Source organism: Flavobacterium sp. RSSB_23, from assembly GCF_051547145.1.
In the GTDB taxonomy this organism is placed as follows: domain Bacteria; phylum Bacteroidota; class Bacteroidia; order Flavobacteriales; family Flavobacteriaceae; genus Flavobacterium.
In genome coordinates this window covers 18687-35350 of the sequence record NZ_JBPTTO010000016.1, presented here as the reverse complement: position 1 = coordinate 35350, position 16664 = coordinate 18687, and the positions used below count along the sequence as shown (strand labels likewise).

Sequence of the window (16664 nt, the reverse complement as noted above, 5' to 3'; positions counted from 1 at the left end):
TAATTTGGTATTCGAATAGATTTTTCGCTTGCTAACGTCTAATTTATTTTTTCTTAAAGGTTGCCTGATAATTCTCGTTGACTTTATTCCAATTAATCACATTAAAAAAGGCATCAATATAATTTTTTCGTTTGTATTGGTAATCTATATAATACGAATGCTCCCAGATATCTAAAGCTAAAATAGGTTTTCCGTGATAACCGACTACAGGGACTAAAGGCATCAATGGGTTGTCCTGATTTTGTGTACTAGTAATTTGGAGTTTTCCCTCGCGATCTACCACTAACCAAACCCAACCTGAACCAAAATGCTTTGAAGCGGTATTTTTAAATTGTGTAGTGAAATTTTCAAAAGAGCCAAAGTCTTTAGTAATGGCTCCTGCCAAAGTGTCTTTTGGAACACCACCCGCTTTTGGTCCCATTATTTTCCAAAAAAGACTGTGATTATAATACCCTCCTGCGTTATTTCGCATATCTGCATTATTGATATCTAATTTGGTTAGAACTTCTTCAATGGTTAAGTTTTCTAAAGGAGTTCCTTTGATGGCTTTGTTTAAATTATTGGTATACGTTAAATAATGCTTTGAATAATGAAGTTCTAATGCCAAAGCCGAAATAGATGGTGATAAGGCATCATATTTATAAGGTAAGGCTTCTACTTGAAAAGAACCATCGTCCGCTTTTACATCTTCGGGATTGCCTATGGTGATTTTTTGTTCTGCAGCAGGAAGAGGGACTTCAACTACTTCAATTAATTCTTTTTTATTACAGCTTGTCAACAAAAAAACGAATAAAAAAGAAGGTATTAAAAAGAAAGATTTTCTCATGATTCACTATTTTTTAATAATTCGTTTACGGTTTCTATGTATAACGTTTTGGCTTCTTCTTGTGTTAAATGACTTATTTGAATCCAAGCATTTGTTTTGAATGCATTTCTTAAATCAAAGTTGTCATTTCTATTGTAATTAGAGGTGCCAAAAGTAGCTTGTTTGTAATAGGCATACAAACGCAACATTACGTCTGGAGGTAATGGTTGTGTCATATTGGAAGCTTTGTCAAATGCTTCTTGAAATTGTATGTCTAGCTCTTCGTTGGTCATTATGCCTTTGTTGCAATAATAGTTTTACCACCTATAGCTTTTTGATTTAAAACTACATTAACTGGTGTACCCAAAGGTAAAAATAAATCTACTCTTGAGCCAAATTTTATAAAACCTGCATCTGTTCCTTGAACTACTTGCATTCCTTCTTGTGCATAATTAACAATTCTTCTAGCTAATGCTCCAGCAATTTGGCGGTATAAAACAGCGCCAAAAGTTGCGTTCTCAACAACAACTGTAGTTCTTTCGTTTTCTTCGCTTGCTTTTGGATGCCAAGCTACAAGGAATTTCCCTGGATGGTATTTGCTGAATTTTACGATACCACTTAAACCATATCTAGTAACATGTACATTGATAGGAGACATAAAAATTGAAATTTGCAAACGTTTGTCTTTAAAATATTCTCCTTCATAAACTTCTTCAATTACAACTACTTTACCATCAACAGGTGCAAGAATTTGGTTTTCATTTAAAATTACGGTACGTTTTGGATTTCTAAAAAACTGCAAAATGATAATTAGAAAAACCAAAGTTGCAATTTGTATGGTCATTTTAATCCAATTGGTAGAAATTAAATAATCAGATAATAACAAGACAACTGCTGTAAAAGTAGTTCCTAATAAAATGCTTGGGGTTCCTTCTTTATGAAACATAATTTAAAATTTGGTAAAATAAAAATATAATCGGCGCTACAAATATAACACTATCTAGTCGATCTAGAATGCCTCCATGTCCTGGCATAATACTTCCGCTGTCTTTTACTTCGGCAATTCGTTTGAATTTAGATTCAATTAAATCTCCAATTGTTCCCATTATACCAACGATTAAAGCGATAAAAGTCCAAATTAGTATTGATTTTTGGCTAAACTCAGGTTTGGGTTCTATGTATAATTTTGAAATTAAATATCCTGCAAAAACTGCAAAAGCAATACCGCCAAGGAATCCTTCTATAGTTTTTTTGGGTGAAATTCTTTCAAATAATTTGTGTTTTCCCATCGATTTTCCAACGATGTATGCAAAAGTGTCATTGGTCCAAATCAATATAAATAAACCAATAATGATTTTTGGATTATAATCATTGATACCAAACGAAATTTTAGTTATAAAAATAAAAGGTAAAGTAATATAGCCAAGTAGGTATAAGTATTTGGACGAAGTACTTACTTTTTGAACGGAATCATAAAATAAAAACAATATGCATTTGATAGATACAACAATTGTTACGGCCAATAATGCTAAATCTAATTTTTGAATATTTATTTCAAGATTTATTTGAGTTTGAAAAGCTCTATTTATAAATGCTGTGGTTTCGGTAGCATAATGACTTACCAAGGTCACAAACGAGTAGAGTAGTGTTCCTAATAGAATAGGCAACGCAGCTTTCATTTGAACCAAATTGCAAAATTCATATAAGGCAATGATCAAAAAAACACCAAATAGTATAAAAAAACTTTCAGTAGAATAAAGAATTGAAGCGAGTAATAAAGTTATATATACCGCTCCTGATAAGGATCGTTTAAGCGTTTCATTCATTATTATAGATCCTCTAGTAGTATAAGGTATAAATTTTTAGCAGCACTTCCATACTGAGTAAAATCTTCTTCTTGTGCTTTTTCGAAATATTTTATGGTCGTAATATTACTAGGATATTCTTTTTTGTACTTGTTTTTGATTGCACTAAGAATTTCGCTTTTGCCAGAGATGATTTGACTTGTGTGAGCAATAATTACCATATTAACAGGTAATTCATTTGGTTTTTTTTGTTTGATTTGGTTTGAAGAAAACGAAATAGATCCTTCATCAGAAACTAAGTTTTCACAAGTAGCTAATAAAAATTTAGGGTTTTGAGGTTTGTCAAAGAAAATATTATTTTCTTTTAGCATTGGGAATAAGGTGGGTTCAAAACAAAGTGCTTCACTTTCGAACCAATCATTTTCTTCCAATATATTTTCGAATTGTTCTTTTACCTCGTTTAATGAATCGCAATATAGAAATTTACCACCGTTTCTTTTAAAATTAAAGATGAACTGTTCATCAACAGGGACGTTTTGATCAAAAGAGGTTTTATTGATCTTTTTATCTTCATCTGAATTTGTTTGACCAGAACTAAAAAATTTTCTGAAAAGACTCATATTGGGTTACTATTCTTAATAATCTATTGGAAATCGGTCAAAGATAAAAAAATCTTAATTCAAAAGTTGATTTTGAATTAAGATTTTAAAAAAAAGCTGATTTATGTCTTCGTTTTCTATGAAACGGTTTCTTCTAGATTTTGGTCGAAAGAACGTTTTCCAAAAATTGTTTCTAAGTCATCTTTGAAAATCACTTCTTTTTCAATTAGAATATCTGCTAATTGGTTGAGTTTGTCTTTGTTCTCTTCTAATATTTTGATAGCTCTTTGGTATTGCCCTTCAATTAATTCAGAAATTTCAGTATCAATAATTTTAGCGGTATCATCAGAATAAGGTTTTGAGAACCCGTACTCATTTTGACCTGTAGAATCGTAATAGGTTACGTTACCAATCTTATCGTTCAATCCATAAATAGTTACCATGGCTCTAGCTTGGCGAGTTACTTTTTCTAAGTCACTCAATGCACCAGTAGAAATTCTATCAAAGGTTACTTTCTCAGCAGCTCTTCCACCCATAGTTGCACACATTTCGTCTAACATTTGGTCTGTTCTAACGATTTGTCTTTCTTCTGGTAAATACCAAGCAGCTCCTAAACTTTGACCACGAGGTACGATAGTTACTTTAATTAGCGGTGCAGCATGTTCTAACATCCAACTAACTGTTGCGTGACCTGCTTCGTGTATCGCGATAGCTCTTTTTTCATCAGGGGTGATGATTTTGTTTTTCTTTTCTAAACCACCAATGATTCTATCTACAGCATCAAGAAAATCTTGACGGTCTACAGCTGTTTTATTGTTACGTGCAGCAATCAGCGCAGCTTCGTTACAAACATTAGCGATATCAGCGCCAGAGAAACCAGGAGTTTGCTTAGCTAAGAAGTCTAAATCTAATCCTTCTACCTTTTTAATTGGAGCTAAGTGAACCGCAAAGATTTCTGCTCTCTCACGGATATCTGGTAAATCAACAAAAATTTGTCTATCAAAACGTCCCGCACGCATCAAGGCTTTGTCTAATACATCGGCTCTGTTTGTAGCTGCCAAAACAATTACATTGGAGTTGGTTCCAAAACCATCCATTTCTGTTAAAAGTTGGTTCAATGTATTTTCGCGTTCGTCGTTTCCGCCTGACATATTGCTTTTTCCTCTAGCTCTACCAACTGCGTCAATCTCATCAATAAAGATAATTGCAGGTGATTTTTCTTTGGCTTGTTTGAATAAGTCACGAACACGTGAAGCACCTACACCTACAAACATTTCCACAAAATCAGAACCTGATAGGGAGAAGAAAGGTACTTGCGCTTCGCCTGCTACGGCTTTCGCTAAAAGGGTTTTTCCAGTTCCTGGAGGTCCTACTAATAAGGCTCCTTTTGGAATTTTACCTCCTAGATTGGTGTATTTTTCTGGGTTTTTTAAGAATTCAACAATTTCTTGAATTTCTTCTTTTGCTCCTTCTAAACCAGCAACATCTTTAAATGTGGTTTTGATATCTGTTTTTTCGTCGAATAATTTTGCTTTAGATTTTCCAATGTTGAAAATCTGTCCTCCACCTCCGGCTCCTCCGCCAGACATTTTTCGCATAATGAAAATCCATACTCCAATAATAATGATGATTGGGAGCAGGCTAATCAAAATATCAGACCAATTGTTTTTCTGTAAAAAGTTAAAGTCTTTTAGCTTTCCTTCTTTAACCGCTTTTTCTAATTTGGTTTGGAAAATTTGGTCATTACCAATTTCTAAAGTATAGTGAGGTCCTTTGTTAGGTCTATCAAAGACATCTTTGGCTACTTTTTGATGAGTAGCTTCTTTTAAAGCAGCTGAATTCAAGAATACTTCTGCTTCAGATTTATTGTAAACGATAACTTTTTCTATTTGCCCTTTTTCTAAATAGTCATTGAATTTAGAAGAAGTCAATTGTGATGCTTCTTGTAGGCTTGAACCTCCAGTTGCAAAATTTATTAATAGAAAAATGATAAGTATCGCCGCGTAAATTAACCAAGGACTTATTTTAAATTTATTGGAATTTGGATTATTCTCTTTAGCCATTAGAAGTTAAGTTTCTTTAGTATTTATTTTCGATAGTTGTTATTTTGGCATCTCCCCAAAGACTTTCAATATTGTAGTACTCGCGAATGTGTTTTTGAAATACATGAACAACAATATTCACATAATCCATCAATACCCATTCTGCATTGTCAGTTCCTTCAACATGCCAAGGTTTATCTTTAAGTTCTTTGGATACTGTTTTTTGAATTGAATTGACAATTGCGTTTACTTGTGTATTAGAAGTACCGTTGCAAATTATGAAATAATCACATACGGCAGTGTCAATTTCTCTTAAATCAAGAATATCAATATCATTTCCTTTTACCTCTTCGATTCCTTTGATGATGTTTGCTAGTAAAACATCATTATTAATAGTCTTTTTCGCCATGAATTATTTTTAATATAAGTTTGTAAAGTTACCATTTTTTGTGATTATTTTTGAACCTTAACATAATATTAAATTATGTTTTTTAAAAAATAGTAAATGAAGTTAATCAAACTCGATGCCATAGATTCTACAAATGATTTCCTTAAAGGTATTTCTGTTCTTCCTGAAACGGTTAATTTTACTGTAGTTACCGCTGAAATGCAAACCAAAGGGAAAGGCCAAATGGGACAAAAATGGGAATCTGAAGCGGGTAGAAATTTGATAATGAGTGTTTTGCTGAAAGATGTTTTTAAGGATATTAATGAGTTGTTTCATTTGAATATTGTCTTTTCTTTAGCAGTTATTGATGCCTTAAATAGCTATAAGGTTCCTGGATTAAGTATCAAATGGCCAAACGACATAATGTCATACAATAAAAAAATTGGTGGCATTTTGATTGAAAACAGCATTAAAAGTGATGGAAGTATAGAGTCGATTATTGGTTTAGGACTAAATGTCAATCAAACCAATTTTATTGATTTACCAAAGGCAACTTCTTTATCTTTAGTATGTGAAGCCGAATTCGATAGAGAATTGTTGTTGCAATTGATTGTTGATACTTTTAAACAAAAAATTGTGTATTGGAAGGAAAATGAAATTCAGTTTTGGAAGGAATACACTCATTTACTTTTTAAAAAGGGGATTCCAATGCCTTTTGCAGATGAAAACGAATCTCATTTTATGGGGATTATTCAAGGGGTTTCTGATATAGGAAAGTTACAAGTCTTGTTGGAAGACGATAGTGTTGCGGAATTTGATATAAAAGAAATACAGATGTTGTATTAAAAAAATGGCAAAAACTAATTTTTGCCATTTTAGTAGTATTCAAAATATGATTTATAATTTGGTCATATTTGTAGCTAAGGTTTCGATAAATTTACCAATTGGTCCTTTAATCATCATGGCCATCATAGGGTTGAATTCGCCAACAAAATCTAGTTTTACATCGCTATTGTTGTCAGAAACTGCATCAATCGAAGCGGTAAGTGTAAATGGTAATTTGTCACTAGCTGCGCCAAGAACTACTTTGTTTGGTGCAACTTTTTCTTTCATTTTTAGTTTGATTTCAGGCATTCCTTTTAATCCAAAAATAAAAGCGTCATCTCCAATCACTTCAAATTTTGCGATGTTTTCAGGCATTAATTTTTCAAAGTTTCTGACATCTGTCAATAAATCAAAAAGTTCTTGAGCAGATTTTGATACAGTAACTTTTGGGCTTTCTAAATTCATTATATTTTATCTGTTAAATTGTATTATTCTGAAACACCCCATGTTGATGGTGATGCATTCCATTCTCTTAATGTGCTTTCTTCTTTTTCTGTAATGTATTGTTTGGCAACAGCTAGGTTGAGTAAATTTTGATAGTTACTCAAGGTGTACAAGTCTAAATTGGCTTTTTTGAAATTTTCTTCTGAAACATCAAATCCATAGGTAAATATGGCTGCCATACCTTTTACTACAGCTCCCGCTTCTTTTAGCGCTTCAAAGGCTTGTAAACTGCTTCCACCTGTACTGATAAGGTCTTCAACAATAACTACATTTTGACCTTTTTGCAAAAAGCCTTCAATTTGGTTTTGTCTACCATGTTTTTTTGGCTCAGGACGAACATATACAAATGGAAGTCCCATACTTTCTGCAACAAGCATCCCAATACCAATGGCGCCTGTAGCAACACCAGCAATAACATCTGGTTTTCCAAATTGTTTTTCGATGTGTTTAGAAAATTCGTCTCTTACATAATTTCTTATCACTGGAAATGAAAGAATTAGACGATTATCACAATAAATAGGAGATTTCCAGCCAGAAGCCCACGTAAAAGGATTTCCGGGATTCAATTTAATTGCATTTATTTGCAAAAGCAATTCGGCTGTTTTTTCGGCAGTATCTTTATTAAAAATCATAATACAAATGTATAAAGTTTTTGTTAACGACAAACCACTTTTTTTGACAAATCAAATCTCTAAAGAGACAGATTTCGAATTATTCCTGCTAGATAGTATTGATGTAGAGCGAATTATAGTTAAAATTTTTCAAAATAAAATCCAGAAAGCCTATTTGTATCACCCTGATGAAAGGGAAATTATGAAAACATTGAAGGCAAAAATACCAGTCTGTAAAGCTGGAGGTGGATTGGTTTATAATAAAAAAGGGGAAGTCTTGTTTATTTTTAGAAATGGGAAATGGGATTTGCCTAAAGGCGGAATTGAGAAAGGGGAGGAGATTGAGATTACCGCAATGCGCGAGGTTGAAGAAGAAACGGGAGTTAATAAATTGCAAATTGTAAAAAAACTTCAAAAAACCTATCACGTTTTTAAGCGAAATGGCAAATACAAACTCAAAGTGACCCATTGGTTTGAAATGCAGTCTAAGTTTGAGGGAACTCCACAAGGACAACTAGAGGAGGGTATTGAAAAAGTAGCCTGGTTGAATCCTGAAGAAATCAAAGAGGCATTAAAAAATTCCTATGAAAATATAAAATTGTTATTTGAAGAAGAAAAGCTCCTAAAATAGGAGCTTTTTTTTGCTATAAAATTCGATATACTGGGTAATTGAGATGTGCTTTTTCGTAATAGTCGGAATGTTTATATATCCAGTCCAATTGTGCTTCTGGATTTTTATTAAAAGCAGGGTCTTTTACTTTTAAGGCTTCAAATTCGGATTTTAAATTGGGATTGTCTTTTAGTAATTGAGCGGCAGTATCTTCGAAAACATAGTCAGAATAGCCTTCTTTTTGTTGCAATAGCGTATCGAAGAAATTCCAATTAAAGAAAGAGTCGACACCTTCTGGCTCAAGGGTTTCTAAGAGGTATTTTACTCCTTTTTGTTGTGTAGTTATCAAAAAATCTCCTTTTCTAAAAGATACTTTTTCTATTGTTGACTTCACATTTGTATTACGATGCAAATAATGACCTTCATAAGCATTGGGCGTGGTTTTAAAATCTGCAATACGATAGCGTTCAACGGTTATTAGCGTATCGTTTTTTATTGCTTTCATTTTGATTCCATTGTGTTTTAGTAAATCGATTACGGGCCAGAAACCTTGTGGAATAATGTAATATTTGGGGATTTCAATTTCTTTTACTGCTTTGAATTCTTTGATGAAAGGAACTTCTTTTTTGTACGGTTTTGTACGGTCATAAAACAAACGATTGCCAGTAGTTGCCTCGCTTTTTTTGTAACTTGCTTCAAAACCTAAGAATGGAATTGTTGTTTTTTTTGTGGTATCCAATTCCCATTTAATAGTGTACTTTTTATTTGGTAAATATTGAGCTTCGTTCTGAACGCGAAGCATTTTGATTTTTTGATAATTTGTATCTGTAAAATCGATGGCTGAACGCATGTATTCGTAAGTAACTTTTACTCTATCCGAATATTTTTTTAGCATATGCGTTTCAACAACAAATCCGATAGTGTTGAATAAAGAAGTGTAGCCAGTTGCAAAACGGGGACTTTCAAAAAATTGACCAAAACCTTTATCAGGTGTGTCGGAAAAAGTGTTGACATAGGGAGTGCTTTCTATTTTCTTTTTTTGTAAATCATTTACAATAGCAGGCATCATTTCTTCATTTAAAAAATTCCCCAAAGCAGTCCCTAGTTTGTTGTGCTGGGTCATTATGTATGTCAATTTGTATTGATAATCTGAGCCATTGCTCACGTGATTGTCAATAAATACATCAGCATTTGTAGTTTGAAAAATGGAAACAAAACTTTTGGTGTTTTTGGTGTCTGATTTTATGAAATCGCGATTCAAATCATAGTTTCTGGCATTGCCTCTAAAGCCATATTCTTCAGGACCATTTTGGTTGGCACGCGAAGTCGAATTTCTGTTTAATGCACCTCCTATGTTATAAACCGGAATACAGACTAAAACGGTGTTTTTGGGTGCTTTAATCTTACCTAGCGCCAAATCTCTGTATAATTGCATACTAGCATCTATACCATCTGGCTCTCCGGCATGAATTCCATTATTAATAAGGATTACGGCTTTGGTAGTAGTGATTTTTTTAAAATCGAATTCTTTATCAGGATTAAAAACAACTATATGTAAAGGGAAACCGCTATCGGTCATTCCTGCTTCTTGTACTTTAATCGTTGGAAAGTCATTGGCTAAAAGTTTGTAATATTGAATGGTTTCTTCGTAAGTAGCAGATTGATTTCCATTTCCTTTTTCAAAAAACGTATCGTATTTGTTGTTTTTTTGGGATAGTACAGAAAGAGAGAATAGTAAAAGTAGGTTGAAGATAGATTTCATTAGGTTGTTATTTTGAACGAAAGTCAAATATACTTATTTCTCTTAAAGTTTCATTGGAACGATTGTGTGAAACGCTCAAAATAGGCACTGCCAACTATTTTGACTACTTTTGCAGCATGAATACAACTCACAATTTCAATCCGATTCTTTCTAATTTGGGGATTTCAGCCCTAAATGAGATGCAAGAAGTCTCGCATGATGCGATTATCAATGAAAATAATGTCTTATTGTTATCCCCAACAGGTTCGGGAAAAACATTGGCGTTCTTATTGCCTCTTTTCGAGCTTTTGCAGCCCGAGATTCTTTCTGTTCAATGTTTAATTTTGGTTCCTTCTCGCGAGTTAGGTTTACAAATTGAACAAGTTTGGAAAAAAATGGGTACGGGTTATAAGGTAAACGTTTGTTATGGAGGTCATTCAATTGATACTGAAATTAAAAATTTAAGTAATCCACCTGCTATTTTGATAGGGACACCGGGAAGAATTGCAGACCATATTGATAGAGGTACTTTTCGTTTAGATAAAATCCAAACCTTAGTTTTAGATGAATTTGATAAGTCTTTGCAACTTGGGTTTCACGAGCAAATGTCTTTTGTGATAGGTAAATTGTCAAAACTCAATAAACGGGTGTTGGTTTCGGCTACTTCTGGTATTGAGATTCCAAAATACACTCGTGTTGTTAATCCATTGGTTCTAGATTTTATACCTGAACATAAAGAGGAAAATAATCTATCTCTTCAAATGATTATTTCAAAGGATAAAGATAAATTGATGACTTTGTTTCAGTTGATTTGCTCTTTAAAATCCGAAGCAGCAATTATTTTTTGTAACCATCGAGATGCTGCAGAGCGCATAAGTGATACGCTGAATGAAAAAGGGATTTATGCTACTTACTACCATGGCGGTATGGACCAAGAAGAGCGAGAACGTGCTTTGATTCAGTTTAGAAATGGGAGTATGAGCTATTTAATTACTACTGATTTAGCTGCTCGTGGATTGGATATCCCAGAAATGAAACACGTTATTCATTATCATTTGCCATTAAAAGAAGAGGAGTTTACACACAGAAATGGTAGAACTGCTCGTATGTTGGCCTCTGGTACGGCTTATTTAATTGTAAACGAAAGTGAAAAAAAACTGGATTACATTGATTATGCTATGCCGGTCTTGGAGCTAAGTTCAACTACAACATTGCCAAAACCACCACATTTTCAAACAATTTACATTAGCGGAGGTAAAAAAAATAAACTCAATAAGATTGATATTGTTGGTTTCTTTTCTCAAAAGGGGAAGCTAGAAAAAGGTGATTTAGGACTGATTGAAGTCAAAGATTTTATCTCTTTTGCAGCTGTAAAATACAATAAAGTCAAAGATTTGCTTCGCTTAGTGAAAGATGAAAAGATGAAAGGTAAAAAATTTAAAATCGAAGTGGCTAGAAAAGTAATCAAAAAAGAAGAAGATTAGTTTTTGTAATTTCCTGTATTCTAGTTTCTTATGAGGTTTTTAAGATTTTTCACTTTTTATTGTTAATAAATTAAAATTCTGAGCATCAAATTTTAATAATTATTCCGTTTTTTTAGGGTTGAATAATAAACCCCAAATTAATTATGAAAAAAATTATTACGATTGCAGTTTTGTTGTTTAGTGTAGTGACTTTTGGTCAAATCAAGGTGCTTCAAACCGTGCCAATAGAAAAATTAGGAAGAGTAAATTCTAATTTTTATATTCAAAAAATGGGCGATGAGTACACTGTTTATTATGCTAGTATGCAAAACGAAGAAGAAGCAGCTAGTGTAAAAAAATTTACATTCAAAGATGTGGATAACGCTTACAACAGTTTGCATACCATTATCACCAATGGATTTTCAGCTTCTCCGTTGAGTGACATTAAATTAGAATTGCCTAATAACTATGTTTGGTTGCATTATAATGTTGGTGGTCCAGGTAAAGTTACTGTGCAATTTATGGTTTCAAGTAAAGAAGGTGTTTCAAATAATATCTCTGAACCATTGACGCCAGAACAAGTTGATAAATTGTTTCAAAAAGCATAATTCTGCTTACAAGATTGAAATAAAAAAAAGTCTATTTTGTTTAAGAATAGACTTTTTTGTTTGTTGAAGTTGCTAAAATTATATTTTCTTAACGTATTGTGTTATGATTACAATTTGTTGACCATCTACTTTTCCTTCGATGTATTCAGCATTTTCATGGTCCAAACGAATGTTTCTTACAGCAGTTCCTTGTTTGGCTACCATACTAGAACCTTTTACTTTCAAATCTTTAATCAAGACTACAGAATCACCATGTTCTAGAATTACGCCATTACTGTCTCTGTGAATAATTTTGTTTTCATCTTCTTCTCCTTCGCCAGTTGCTTGAGCCCATGCTAAATCATCTTCGTCTAGGTACATTTGGTCTAGTAATTCTTGATTGCGCAATCTACTCAACATTCGCCAAGAAAGAACTTGAACCGGAAGGTGTTCGCTCCACATGCTGTCATTCAAGCATCTCCAAAGATTAATGTCCATTTTTTCAGGATTTTCTATTTGGTCAATAAGCGTAGCGTTGATTAAAACACTTTCATCTAGTCCACCTTTTCGAGTGGGAAGAATTTGATATACTTTTAAATCTTCGGTAACACCTGAAAGTTCACATTTTCCTCCACTGCGTTTGTTTAATTCTCTTTCTATACTCATTTTTAGTATTCTTAATTATTTGGCAAAAATAGGGCTAATTACTAGCTCCTACAACTTGTTAGGCGGATTGTTGCTATTTGTGTAATTTTACTCTTACTGCGTCTGGGACTAGCATTTCATATTCGCCGTGGTTTCGGATGACATCACGCACAATACTTGAGCTTATATAGGAAGTTCGAGCTGCGGTTAATAAAAAGACGGTTTCTATTTTAGACAGTCGGCGATTGGTATGCGCAATGGCTTTTTCGAATTCAAAGTCGGCAGGATTGCGCAGCCCTCTCAAGATAAAATTGGCTTTAAGTTTATGACACAAATCGATTGTCAATCCTTCATAGGTAATCACTGTTACTTTAGGTTCATTTTTGAAAGTTTCTTCAATAAAGCGTTTTCTTTCGTCTAATGAAAACATGTATTTTTTTTCGGCATTGACACCAATTGCGATTACGATTTCATCAAAAAGGGAGATGCCTCTTTTGATGATGTCTTCGTGACCTAAGGTTATCGGGTCAAAGGATCCTGGGAATATGGCTTTTTTCATTTTTTAAGGTTGTGTGTTGCTAAAAATTCTAAATGCTGAAAAATCTAATTTTCCCTAGAGATTTTAATTATTTCTCCCTTTTGGTACAGCGTTAAAATATCGTTTTTGGAGTAATTTACCTTCTTATCTGAATAGTTTTCAGGTTTGTTTAAATCATCAACATCATAAAACATATAGGCGTTATAGTCATTATGAAGGGTATAAATACTGTCTTTAATTATTTTTTCTATCTTCATATTTGAATAGTAGCCATTTGAAAATTTCAAATTATATACATCACCTTTCATAGGAGATTTTATTAGTTTACTTGTTTCAATATTTTCATCATAGTTTTTTTTAACCAAAAATAATAATGACAGCAGAATAATAAATGAGCCTAAATAAAGCAGAGCAGAACTTTTTAGTTTTTCATTAGCTAGTTTTTGTTGAATACTTTCGTTTAAATCTATGAAGTCAAAATTTTCTTTACAATGATTACATTTTATAAAAACAGTTTTTCCATAGGAAAATAAAGGGATTAATGTTATGTGGACATATTCTCTATTAATGATAAAATCTAAGGAGTTTTCTGTTTTACATTTTGGACATTTTTCATTTTGAATGCTTCCATTTTTAGCATTTGAACTTCTAGTTCCAATTAGAAATATCATATCATAGTTACATTAAAATTTTTATAAAGTTGTCAATTGTTATTGGTTTAAGTCTAAGCAAGTGCTAACTCAATAGCATTAGTAAACAAATCTTCAAGAGAAATTCCAGCAGCTCTCGCTTGTTGTGGAATCAAACTTTCGGTAGTTAGACCAGGAATAGTATTCATTTCTAGCATGTGTGGTTCACCATCGACAATTATGAATTCACTTCTAGAGAAGCCTTTCATTTTCAAAACTTCATAGGCGCGTTTTGCAATTTCGCCTACTTTTTGAGTCATTTCATCAGAAATACGAGCTGGAGTAATTTCTTGTGATTTACCCTCATATTTGGCCTCATAATCAAAGAAATCATTTTCAGAAACAATTTCAGTAATCGGTAAAACGGTTATTTTTCCTTGGTAGTTAATTACACCAACAGAGACTTCTGTTCCATCTAAGAAACTTTCGATGATGATTTCGTTATCTTCTTTATAAGCAACTTCGATAGCGATTGGTAATTCAGCTTCTGTTTTTACTTTAGAAATTCCAAAACTAGAACCAGCTTTATTCGGTTTTACGAAGCAAGGCAGTCCTACTTTTTTTACGATTTCAGCTGTGTTGATAAGGTCGCCTTTGTTTAGGTAATAAGAAGTTGCTGTTTTAATTCCATAAGGTTTTAAAACAGATAACAAGTCTCTTTTGTTGAAGGTTAGCGCTGCTTGATAATAATCACAGGCCGTTTGTGGAATGCCCAAAAGTTCAAAATAGGCTTGTAACAATCCGTCTTCTCCTGGCGTTCCGTGAATGGCGTTGAACACACAGTCGAAGGTGATTTTTGTGCCTTCAACAGTTACAGAAAAATCATTGCGATCGATTGGGAATTCGGCATCATTTGCATCTACATACACCCATTTTTCTTTAAAAATGTGTATTCTGTATCCGTTATATTTAGTCTTGTCTAGAGTTTGGTAAACTACATTTCCGCTGATTAGAGAGATTTTGTATTCGCTAGAATAGCCTCCCATGATGATAGCAATATTTTTCATTTTAAATGTTTAATCGGTTAACCGTTTAATCGATCAAAAGATTAAACGTATTCAAAACAAAATTATCATTTTTTTTGAAACGAAATACCTTTATCTTTGTTGCTTCTTAAAAATTAATTTATGAGTTTACGTAAGTATCTTACTAGTCGCGTTTTTTTCGGGCAATTGTTTATAGCCATTGCTATTATTGCTGTTTTGGCCTATTTATTCATGCATTGGTTAACGTTTACAACGGATCATGGACATGAAATCGCCGTCCCTAATTTAGCTAAATTAACGGAAGAGCAAGTAGAAGAGAAGTTAGATGATTTAGACCTAGATTATGTCCTTTTGGATAGTGTAGACTATAGAGACGATTACCCAAAATTTAGTGTAGTGGAGCAAGATCCTTTGCCAGGTACCAAAGTTAAGGTAGGTCGAAAAGTATATATCAAAATTAATTCTTCTGGTTTTTCTTCCATCCGAATTCCAAATTTGATAGAGAAGACTTATCGCGAGGCAGTGCCAACTCTTAAAGCACTGGGATTAGAAGCTGGAACAGTTACTTATATACCAAATTTAGCCAAAGATATGGTTCTTGAAATGCGCTTTAAAGGTAGAAATCTAAAAGCTGGAGATCGAGTTTTAAAAGCCTCTAAAATTGATTTGGTTTTAGGAGATGGAAAAGCTACTTATGAAGATGAAGCGGCCAAAGACAGTTTACAAGCTCCTGCAGTAGAATCAGAAACACCTGTGAATGAACAATAATACAGAAACACTAGACTTAGAAGACGAGTTATTTGAGCATTATCGATTTGAGGTTCCTAAGGGGCAAGCCATTTTGAGAATCGATAAGTATTTGATGAACTTGATTCAGAATGCTACACGAAATAAAATTCAGAATGCCGCTACGGATGGGAATATCTTTGTAAATGATATTCCGGTAAAATCCAATTACAAAGTAAAGCCGTTTGATGTGATAACCGTAATGTTGACACATCCTCCTTTTGAAAATCATATTTTGCCAGAAGATCTTCCAATAAATATTGTATATGAAGATGCTGCTTTGTTATTGGTGAATAAAGATCCGGGAATGGTGGTACATCCTGGTCACGGTAACTATACTGGTACTTTAGTGAATGCCTTGGCGCATCATTTTGATAATTTGCCAATGAATAGTAGCGAACGCCCCGGATTGGTGCATCGCATTGATAAAGACACTTCAGGATTGCTAGTCGTAGCAAAAACAGAAGCGTCTATGACGCATTTAGCGAAACAATTTGAGGCCAAAACTACAGAACGTGAATATATTGCTTTGGTTTGGGGAAATGTTGTTGCTGATAGCGGAACCATTGAAGGGAACCTAGCACGTCACTTAAAAGATAGAATGCAAATGGCTGTTTTTGATGATCCAGAAATTGGGAAACCAGCTATTACTCATTATAAAGTGTTAGAGCGTTTTGGTTATGTTACTTTGATTTCTTGTCAGTTAGAAACAGGAAGAACTCACCAGATTAGAGCACACATGAAACACATTGGTCATCCGTTGTTCAATGACGAACGTTATGGAGGGCATTTAATACTTAAAGGGACAACGTTTACAAAATACAAGCAGTTTATAGAAAATTGTTTTAAAGCCTTGCCAAGACAAGCTTTACATGCTAAAACACTAGGTTTTGTACATCCAACGACTGGAGAAATGATGCGTTTCGACACAGAAATACCAGCAGATTTTCAGGATTGTATTGATAGATGGCGCAATTACTGCAAGACGCACGAAACTAGCGAAGAAGAATAAACAAAAAGGACTTGTATTTAAAACAAGT

At 33.4% G+C, this 16664-nt stretch carries 20 protein-coding genes; 6 read left to right on the top strand and 14 right to left on the bottom strand.

All coding sequences use genetic code 11. From position 1 onward, the window contains the following. Positions 1–43: 43 nt before the first annotated feature. The 7 genes from ACSVH9_RS15415 to rsfS form a co-directional block, all read right to left on the bottom strand. Positions 44–826: a superoxide dismutase gene (locus tag ACSVH9_RS15415; RefSeq protein ID WP_315142443.1), complete on the bottom strand. Its 783-nt coding sequence runs from the start codon at positions 824–826 to the stop codon at positions 44–46. Then, positions 823–1098 (bottom strand): acyl-CoA-binding protein, encoded by a 276-nt coding sequence (locus ACSVH9_RS15410; protein ID WP_438064476.1) that lies wholly within the window; start codon positions 1096–1098, stop codon positions 823–825. Before ACSVH9_RS15410 ends, ACSVH9_RS15415 begins: the two co-directional genes overlap by 4 nt. Then, complete coding sequence (locus ACSVH9_RS15405) at positions 1098–1751, bottom strand: phosphatidylserine decarboxylase family protein (protein WP_438064475.1); 654 nt, start codon at positions 1749–1751, stop codon at positions 1098–1100. Before ACSVH9_RS15405 ends, ACSVH9_RS15410 begins: the two co-directional genes overlap by 1 nt. Continuing rightward, complete coding sequence (locus ACSVH9_RS15400) at positions 1741–2631, bottom strand: phosphatidate cytidylyltransferase (RefSeq protein WP_438064474.1); 891 nt, start codon at positions 2629–2631, stop codon at positions 1741–1743. The genes ACSVH9_RS15405 and ACSVH9_RS15400 overlap by 11 nt, the downstream gene beginning before the upstream one ends. Before the next feature lie 2 nt (positions 2632–2633). Then, complete coding sequence (locus tag ACSVH9_RS15395) at positions 2634–3230, bottom strand: lactate utilization protein B/C (protein ID WP_438064473.1); 597 nt, start codon at positions 3228–3230, stop codon at positions 2634–2636. 116 nt (positions 3231–3346) lie between these two features. Then, a complete protein-coding gene (ftsH, locus tag ACSVH9_RS15390; protein WP_438064472.1) occupies positions 3347–5272 on the bottom strand; it encodes an ATP-dependent zinc metalloprotease FtsH in 1926 nt (641 codons plus the stop codon). A 16-nt stretch (positions 5273–5288) separates the two neighbouring features. Next, positions 5289–5660, bottom strand: coding sequence for a ribosome silencing factor (gene rsfS / locus ACSVH9_RS15385; protein WP_064714671.1), 372 nt, complete (start codon positions 5658–5660; stop codon positions 5289–5291). 96 nt (positions 5661–5756) lie between these two features. Between rsfS and ACSVH9_RS15380 the strand changes: the two genes are divergently transcribed. Beyond that, complete coding sequence (locus ACSVH9_RS15380) at positions 5757–6485, top strand: biotin--[acetyl-CoA-carboxylase] ligase (protein WP_438064471.1); 729 nt, start codon at positions 5757–5759, stop codon at positions 6483–6485. A gap of 51 nt (positions 6486–6536) precedes the next feature. On the opposite strand, the gene ACSVH9_RS15375 is transcribed toward ACSVH9_RS15380, so the two are convergent. Then, a complete protein-coding gene (locus ACSVH9_RS15375; protein WP_438064470.1) occupies positions 6537–6929 on the bottom strand; it encodes an SRPBCC family protein in 393 nt (130 codons plus the stop codon). Positions 6930–6952: 23 nt separating this feature from the next. Further along, a complete protein-coding gene (gene pyrE / locus ACSVH9_RS15370; protein WP_438064469.1) occupies positions 6953–7600 on the bottom strand; it encodes an orotate phosphoribosyltransferase in 648 nt (215 codons plus the stop codon). Positions 7601–7607: 7 nt separating this feature from the next. Here pyrE and ACSVH9_RS15365 point away from each other — a divergent pair, with 7 nt between their 5' ends. Continuing rightward, positions 7608–8210, top strand: a complete 603-nt coding sequence (locus tag ACSVH9_RS15365; RefSeq protein WP_438064468.1) for an NUDIX hydrolase — start codon at positions 7608–7610, stop codon at positions 8208–8210. Between the two features lie 13 nt (positions 8211–8223). Here the strand turns inward: ACSVH9_RS15365 and ACSVH9_RS15360 are convergent, their stop codons facing one another. Beyond that, positions 8224–9951, bottom strand: a complete 1728-nt coding sequence (locus tag ACSVH9_RS15360) for a M14 family metallopeptidase (RefSeq protein WP_438064467.1) — start codon at positions 9949–9951, stop codon at positions 8224–8226. 116 nt (positions 9952–10067) lie between these two features. Here ACSVH9_RS15360 and ACSVH9_RS15355 point away from each other — a divergent pair, with 116 nt between their 5' ends. Together ACSVH9_RS15355 and ACSVH9_RS15350 are read left to right on the top strand one after the other, a co-directional pair. Further along, on the top strand, positions 10068–11414 hold the full coding sequence (locus ACSVH9_RS15355; protein ID WP_438064466.1) for a DEAD/DEAH box helicase: 1347 nt from the start codon (positions 10068–10070) through the stop codon (positions 11412–11414). Positions 11415–11557: 143 nt separating this feature from the next. Next, the gene (locus ACSVH9_RS15350) at positions 11558–12001 is read left to right on the top strand and encodes a hypothetical protein (protein WP_159685566.1); all 444 of its coding nucleotides are present in this window, start codon (positions 11558–11560) and stop codon (positions 11999–12001) included. Positions 12002–12079: 78 nt separating this feature from the next. On the opposite strand, the gene ACSVH9_RS15345 is transcribed toward ACSVH9_RS15350, so the two are convergent. From ACSVH9_RS15345 to ACSVH9_RS15330, 4 genes are all read right to left on the bottom strand, one after another. Continuing rightward, positions 12080–12646 carry a PhnA domain-containing protein gene (locus ACSVH9_RS15345; protein ID WP_159685568.1) on the bottom strand — a complete coding sequence of 189 codons (567 nt, stop codon included), beginning with the start codon at positions 12644–12646 and terminating at the stop codon, positions 12080–12082. Positions 12647–12719: 73 nt separating this feature from the next. Next, the gene (coaD, locus tag ACSVH9_RS15340) at positions 12720–13184 is read right to left on the bottom strand and encodes a pantetheine-phosphate adenylyltransferase (protein ID WP_342690766.1); all 465 of its coding nucleotides are present in this window, start codon (positions 13182–13184) and stop codon (positions 12720–12722) included. 44 nt (positions 13185–13228) lie between these two features. After that, positions 13229–13834, bottom strand: coding sequence for a zinc-ribbon domain-containing protein (locus ACSVH9_RS15335; RefSeq protein WP_438064465.1), 606 nt, complete (start codon positions 13832–13834; stop codon positions 13229–13231). Positions 13835–13887: 53 nt separating this feature from the next. Further along, on the bottom strand, positions 13888–14859 hold the full coding sequence (locus ACSVH9_RS15330) for a D-alanine--D-alanine ligase (RefSeq protein ID WP_438064464.1): 972 nt from the start codon (positions 14857–14859) through the stop codon (positions 13888–13890). Positions 14860–14979: 120 nt separating this feature from the next. Here ACSVH9_RS15330 and ACSVH9_RS15325 point away from each other — a divergent pair, with 120 nt between their 5' ends. Next, the gene (locus ACSVH9_RS15325) at positions 14980–15606 is read left to right on the top strand and encodes a PASTA domain-containing protein (RefSeq protein ID WP_315142417.1); all 627 of its coding nucleotides are present in this window, start codon (positions 14980–14982) and stop codon (positions 15604–15606) included. Further along, on the top strand, positions 15596–16636 hold the full coding sequence (locus ACSVH9_RS15320; RefSeq protein ID WP_438064463.1) for an RluA family pseudouridine synthase: 1041 nt from the start codon (positions 15596–15598) through the stop codon (positions 16634–16636). Before ACSVH9_RS15325 ends, ACSVH9_RS15320 begins: the two co-directional genes overlap by 11 nt. The last annotated feature ends 28 nt before the right edge of the window (positions 16637–16664 follow it).